The sequence below is a fragment of the Synechococcus sp. 63AY4M2 genome (assembly GCF_002760475.1).
Taxonomy (GTDB): domain Bacteria; phylum Cyanobacteriota; class Cyanobacteriia; order Thermostichales; family Thermostichaceae; genus Thermostichus.
In genome coordinates this window covers 3,032,062-3,037,260 of record NZ_AXUX01000001.1, presented here as the reverse complement: position 1 = coordinate 3,037,260, position 5,199 = coordinate 3,032,062, and the positions used below count along the sequence as shown (strand labels likewise).

The window sequence follows — 5,199 nt, the reverse complement described above, 5'->3', positions numbered from 1 at the left end:
GAGAAGGCCTTGGATCTAGGGGTGGAGGTGGTGGGCGGGATCCCCCACTTCGAGCGGACAATGGCCGAAGGAGCTGCTTCAGTGCGGGCTCTGTGCGAGATTGCTGCGGCGCGGGGCCTCCGGGTGGATCTGCACTGCGACGAAACAGACGACCCCCTCTCCCGCCACGTCGAGACCTTGGCCTATGAGACGCTGCGGCTGGGCCTGCAGGGTCGAGTGACGGCCTCCCACCTCACCTCGATGCACTCAATGGACAACGCCTACGTGAGCAAACTCATTCCTCTGATGGCCGAGGCAGAGCTGGGAGTGGTCGCCAACCCGCTGGTCAACCTGGTGCTGCAGGGCCGCCAGGACACCTACCCCAAGCGGCGGGGACTGACGCGAGTGCCAGAGCTGATGGCCGCCGGGCTGACGGTGGCTTTTGGCCAGGACTGTGTGATGGATCCCTGGTATCCCCTGGGCAGCGGCAACATGCTGGAGGTGGCCCACATGGGGATCCACGCTGCCCAACTGACAGGCTATGAGCAGATGCGGCAGTGTTTCTTGGCGGTTACGGAAAACCCGGCCCGCATTCTGGGGTTAGAAGGCTACGGACTAGAACCCGGCTGCTATGCCGACTTGGTGGTGCTCCAGGCTGCCGATGCTGTCGAAGCCATTCGCCTGCAACCGGCTTGCCTGTACGTTTTCCGTCGGGGACGGCTGATCGCCCAAACCCCGCCGGTGGTTGCCCAGCTCCATTTGCCGGGGCGCCCGGCCCAGGTGGACTTCACCCGCCAGCTTTAACGGCGCACGGTGCCGCTGAAGCCGCTGGCTTTGAACTGCTCCATAGTCAGAGGCAGCGGGCTGGTCACGGGCACGGAGATGCGAATGGAGAAGGGGCTTTCGCCGGGGGGAACCTCCTCGATGGCTCCCAGGCGGGTGCGCTCCGGCAGAACCTCATTGCCGTTGGCATCGTAAAGGCGACCGAAGACATCCGCATTCAGCACAGTATTTCTGGAGCGGTTGACCACCGTGCCTTCAATGAATAGGCACCTGGCCGGTATGGGGTTGCCGTTGCTGGTAACCAGGTTGGTGTATTCGGGGGTATCCGGACAGGGGGTGAGGTGCAAATCCTTCAGTTGCAGGGGGATGGCTCCAAAACCCAGCAAGAGCGCCGCCAAAGCTGCACAACCCAGGCTCCAGCAGAGGGAGCGAAGCCCCTTCTTCCAAACTTGGCTCATGTTTTTTCTCCAAGGCCCATCTCCCCTAGTCTAGGGGATCCCCCGCCCGGTAAAACCCCTCCTCGGTCTGGATCCCGTCCAAGCGCTGATCCCAGGGATCCTGAGGCAGAGGCTGCTCCAGTAGGCAGGCCTGCGGGACAATGCCCCACTTGGGCACGCCGGGATCCGGCAGCGAGGCCAAAAAGCGGTCGTAATAGCCGCCGCCATAGCCCAAACGCCTTCCCCACCGATCGCAGGCCAGGGCGGGCACAAGGATTAACTCGGCTTCGGCGGGATCGATGACTTCGCTGCTGGGAGAGGGCTCCAGCAACCCCCAGCGGTTGGGAACAAGCTCAGCTGGGTGGTAGCGGTGCCACCGCAACTGCCGCTGCGGCAAGCAACGAGGGATCCCCCAGCGCTTTTCAGGGAAAAGGGCGAACAGGGATCCCAAGTCCACCTCGGAGCCGAAGGCCACGTAGGCCAGGATGGTCTTGGCCGCCAAAAGCCGGGGCTGAGAGGCCAGATGAGCCACTATCTTCTGCTCGACCAGAGAGCGATCCACCCCTTGCCGCACTTGGCGGAAGTGCCGGCGCAAGCGAGCTTTGGGGAGAAAATTGGGCCCCACAGACGGAGACAGGTTTGTAGCGTAGAAGGGAGTTGCCGCAGCGCCATGCCATCTCCCTGCCTTGACTTTCCCCACCCCCAGTCAAGCTTAGGGGTGGATATCCAGAACCTACTGGATGGCCAGGAGCTCCACTTCAAAATCGAGAGTAGCGTTGGGAGGGATCACGCCGCCGGCGCCGCGGCTGCCATAGGCCAACTCCGGCGGAATGCGCAAATACCGCTTGCCACCCACCCGCATGGTGGCCAGACCTTCCTCCCAGCCACGGATCACCTGCCCTACCCCGTAGGTGAAGGTAAAAGGTTGATTGCGCTTGTAGGAGCTATCGAAGACGGTGCCATCCTGCAGCTTGCCCACGTAGTTCACCACCACCGTTTGCCCCGGCTGAGGTGAAGGCCCTGTACCTTCGACAAGGTCGTAGTACTGCAGACCCGACTCGGTGGTGATAAATTGCTGGGCTTGAGATTGCACAGTAACTGCTGGGTGATCTTTGGCTCGCGACAGAGCCATGGCCGGCTGTCCAGCCCACACCCCAATCCACAGCAAACCCAGCAACAGCAGCAGCATCTGTTTCATCCGTTGGCGTCCCCCCGGTGCCGACTTTTTGCCTCCCCAACAATCTTAGGGGATCCCCTCATCCTATTTCGGCAAATTCGACGATCTGCCCTTGATGGTCGCGCACCCAGAAGACAAAAGGCTTTTCGGAGCGGACGCTGCTGCGGATCCCTTGCTTGTTGATCCGCTTCAGGAGGGCTTTGAGGGCTTCCCGTTCGTAGGTGGTGTGGCGATAGCGGACGCCGCTGCTGCGACCGGCTGCCGCCCCGTAGGCAGGTACAAAGGGAGTTCTGGAGAGACTGCCGTAGGGATCCGTGGTACCGGGGATCACGTGCAGTTGCACGGTGTCGGAGAGCTGATACCAGAGGCCAGCGGTATCGAGAGGTGTCGAGGTGGAGCGGGCTTTGGCATCAAGGCGGGAGCTGAGGCCAATATCCGCCGGGAAGTAGGCAGATCCCAGGCTGGAGCCGACCATGCTTTGCTCATAGCCGTAGTAGTACTGCAGCGGCAGCTCCGCCTCCGGCAGCCTCAAGACCTTTTCGTAAAACCCTCGCGCCTGCTCCAGATCGGGCACGATGATGGTGTAAACCCGCGGTGCGCCGCTCAGAAACGTCCACATGGCCCCGCCGTAGGCCGATAGCAGCAAAAACATCAGCCCCTTCGTGGAGAGCAAAACCTCCAGGGGGATCAGCGGCAGCATCAGTCCAAGGGGGGTTGGCATTAGCGCTTGTCCATTTGCGGGTGGCTCTGTAGTCAAGTATAGGATCCCTAGGCTGATGAAGCTTGCCCTGTTTGCCCCCACCCCGCGCGGTCGCCGCTTGGCCCAGGCTCTGCTGTCGCTGCTGCCAGAGGAGTGGATCTGCTGGAGCAAAGCCAATCCACAGGGAGAGCCGCTGCCTTGGCCCTGGCAAGCCTATGGGGATCCCAGCCATCCCACAGCGCCCAGATCCCTGGCGGCAGCGGTGGCCCAAACTTGGCCCCAGGTGCAGGGCTGTCTTTTCATCTTGCCAGTTGGGTCGGTGGTGCGGCTAATTGCCCCCCTCTTGCAGGACAAATACCGGGATCCGGCGGTGGTGGTGGTGGATGAATCAGGCCGCTGGGCCATTAGCCTCTGCGGGGGACATGTGGGCGGGGCCGATGCGCTGGCGCGGCAGGTGGCGGCTGCTTTGGGAGCCGAGCCGATCCTCACCTCTGCCTCCGAAGGGCTGGGGATCCCGCCTGTGGATGTGTTGGGGCATCCCTACGGCTGGCGGCGGGGCAGTGGCGATTGGAACGGGGTAGCTGCTGCCCTGACGCGGGGAGAGCCGGTGGCCGTAGAGCAAACCTGCGGCACGCAGCTCTGGCAGCGGGCCTGGCCAGCGGATCATCCTCTTTTGACTACGGCTCCCGACCAAGCAGTGGCCCAGATCCGGATTGGGGAATACACAACGCCTTGCCCCCACATCCCCACCGTCCACTGGCATCCGCGGGTGCTGTGGGTGGGGGTGGGCTGCGAGCGGGGCACCAGCCGCGCCTGGCTGGAGGGATCCCTGCGGCGCCTGTTGCAAAACCAGGGGCTGGCCCTCGAGGCCGTTGCCGGCTTGGCCACTCTGGAGCTGAAACGGGATGAGGCGGGGCTCTTGGAGCTGGCCCAGGCCCATGGCTGGCCCATCCAGTTTTTCTCCGCCGCGGCCCTGGCAGGGATCCCGGTTCCCCACCCTTCAGAGGCGGTGCGGCAGGCGGTGGGCACCCCTTCGGTGGCGGAGGCGGCTGCTCTTTTGGCGGCCCAGCGCTGGTCGGGAGAGGACAATCCAGCCCAGGGGAGAGCCACCCTTGTCTGCCCCAAGCAGATCTTCACCTCAGAAAGCGAGGGAGCTTGTACCCTGGCCATTGCCCGCGCCGCCCGCGAGTATTCCCCTCGCGCCGGGCACCTGTGGCTAATTGGCATCGGCCCTGGGGATCCCGCCCAATTGACCTTGGCCGCCCGCCTGGCCCTGGCCCAAGCCGAGGTGGTGATTGGCTACCAGCTTTACCTGGACTTGGTGGCGCCCCTCCTGCACCCCGGCCAGATTTGCGAAGCCTTTCCCATCACCCAGGAGGTGCAGCGGGCGCAGCGCGCCATCGCCCTGGCCCAGCAGGGGCTGCAGGTGGCGGTGATCTCTTCGGGGGATGCGGGGATCTACGGCATGGCCGGCCTGGTGCTGGAGTACTTGGCCCGCAGCGGCTGGGATGGGATCCGCCCCTCCCTGGAGGTGCTGCCGGGGATCTCCGCCCTTCAAGCTGCTGCCGCTCGCCTAGGAGCCCCTCTCATGCAGGATTTTTGCGCTATTTCCCTCTCGGATCGCCTCACCCCCTGGCCGGCCATCGAGCAACGCCTGCAGGCGGCTGCCCAGGCCGACTTTGTGGTGGCCCTGTATAACCCCCGCTCGCGGCAGCGGTTGGATCCCTTCCTCAAGGCGCTGCAGATCTTTCGCCGGGCCCGCCCCACCCACACCCCGGTGGCGGTGGCCCGCAACCTCTACCGTCCCGGCGAGGCCATCCACCTCACCACGCTAGGGGAGTTGGATCCTGAGCAGGTGGACATGTTTACCCTGGTCTTGATCGGCAGCTCGCAGACCTTTCGCTACGGCAGCCGGCTGATCACTCCCCGCGGCTACCGCTTGTGATGAACCCACCTGATGGCCGTTGGATTTCGATTCAAAACACCGTGAGGTGACATCCTCTCCCGCTAGGCCCTGACGGGCTGTAGACGGGAGCTTCCGAGAATCACTTCCCGGAGTTGCTGCTTCAACGGACTGGTAAACCAGGATCCTCCACAGCCAGAGAGCGGCAGTCCCACCGCCC

The 5,199-nt window shown here is 63.9% G+C and carries 6 protein-coding genes; 2 read left to right on the top strand and 4 right to left on the bottom strand.

All coding sequences use genetic code 11. The annotated features are described in order from the left end of the window. A partial coding sequence (locus tag SYN63AY4M2_RS13465; RefSeq protein ID WP_143597455.1) for a cytosine deaminase occupies positions 1 to 783 on the top strand: 783 nt, incomplete at its 5' end. Here SYN63AY4M2_RS13465 and SYN63AY4M2_RS13460 read toward each other — a convergent pair. The 4 genes from SYN63AY4M2_RS13460 to SYN63AY4M2_RS13445 form a co-directional block, all read right to left on the bottom strand. After that, positions 780 to 1,220, bottom strand: coding sequence for an FxLYD domain-containing protein (locus SYN63AY4M2_RS13460; protein WP_011430429.1), 441 nt, complete (start codon positions 1,218 to 1,220; stop codon positions 780 to 782). The genes SYN63AY4M2_RS13465 and SYN63AY4M2_RS13460 overlap by 4 nt on opposite strands. A gap of 25 nt (positions 1,221 to 1,245) precedes the next feature. After that, positions 1,246 to 1,824: a 5-formyltetrahydrofolate cyclo-ligase gene (locus SYN63AY4M2_RS13455; protein ID WP_240527650.1), complete on the bottom strand. Its 579-nt coding sequence runs from the start codon at positions 1,822 to 1,824 to the stop codon at positions 1,246 to 1,248. A 108-nt stretch (positions 1,825 to 1,932) separates the two neighbouring features. Continuing rightward, positions 1,933 to 2,397, bottom strand: coding sequence for an FKBP-type peptidyl-prolyl cis-trans isomerase (locus tag SYN63AY4M2_RS13450; RefSeq protein ID WP_041438366.1), 465 nt, complete (start codon positions 2,395 to 2,397; stop codon positions 1,933 to 1,935). A gap of 58 nt (positions 2,398 to 2,455) precedes the next feature. After that, positions 2,456 to 3,097, bottom strand: coding sequence for a hypothetical protein (locus SYN63AY4M2_RS13445; protein WP_011430432.1), 642 nt, complete (start codon positions 3,095 to 3,097; stop codon positions 2,456 to 2,458). A 55-nt stretch (positions 3,098 to 3,152) separates the two neighbouring features. Here SYN63AY4M2_RS13445 and cobJ point away from each other — a divergent pair, with 55 nt between their 5' ends. Continuing rightward, complete coding sequence (gene cobJ, locus SYN63AY4M2_RS13440; protein ID WP_099835902.1) at positions 3,153 to 5,021, top strand: precorrin-3B C(17)-methyltransferase; 1,869 nt, start codon at positions 3,153 to 3,155, stop codon at positions 5,019 to 5,021. Positions 5,022 to 5,199 lie beyond the last annotated feature (178 nt).

Excerpts from the sequence above, each read along its gene's own strand:
- SYN63AY4M2_RS13460 (WP_011430429.1), bottom strand. The coding sequence starts at position 1,220 with ATGAGCCAAGTTTGGAAGAAGGGGCTTCGCTCCCTCTGCTGGAGCCTG.
- SYN63AY4M2_RS13450 (WP_041438366.1), bottom strand. The coding sequence starts at position 2,397 with ATGAAACAGATGCTGCTGCTGTTGCTGGGTTTGCTGTGGATTGGGGTG.
- SYN63AY4M2_RS13445 (WP_011430432.1), bottom strand. The coding sequence starts at position 3,097 with ATGCCAACCCCCCTTGGACTGATGCTGCCGCTGATCCCCCTGGAGGTT.
- cobJ (WP_099835902.1), top strand. The coding sequence starts at position 3,153 with ATGAAGCTTGCCCTGTTTGCCCCCACCCCGCGCGGTCGCCGCTTGGCC.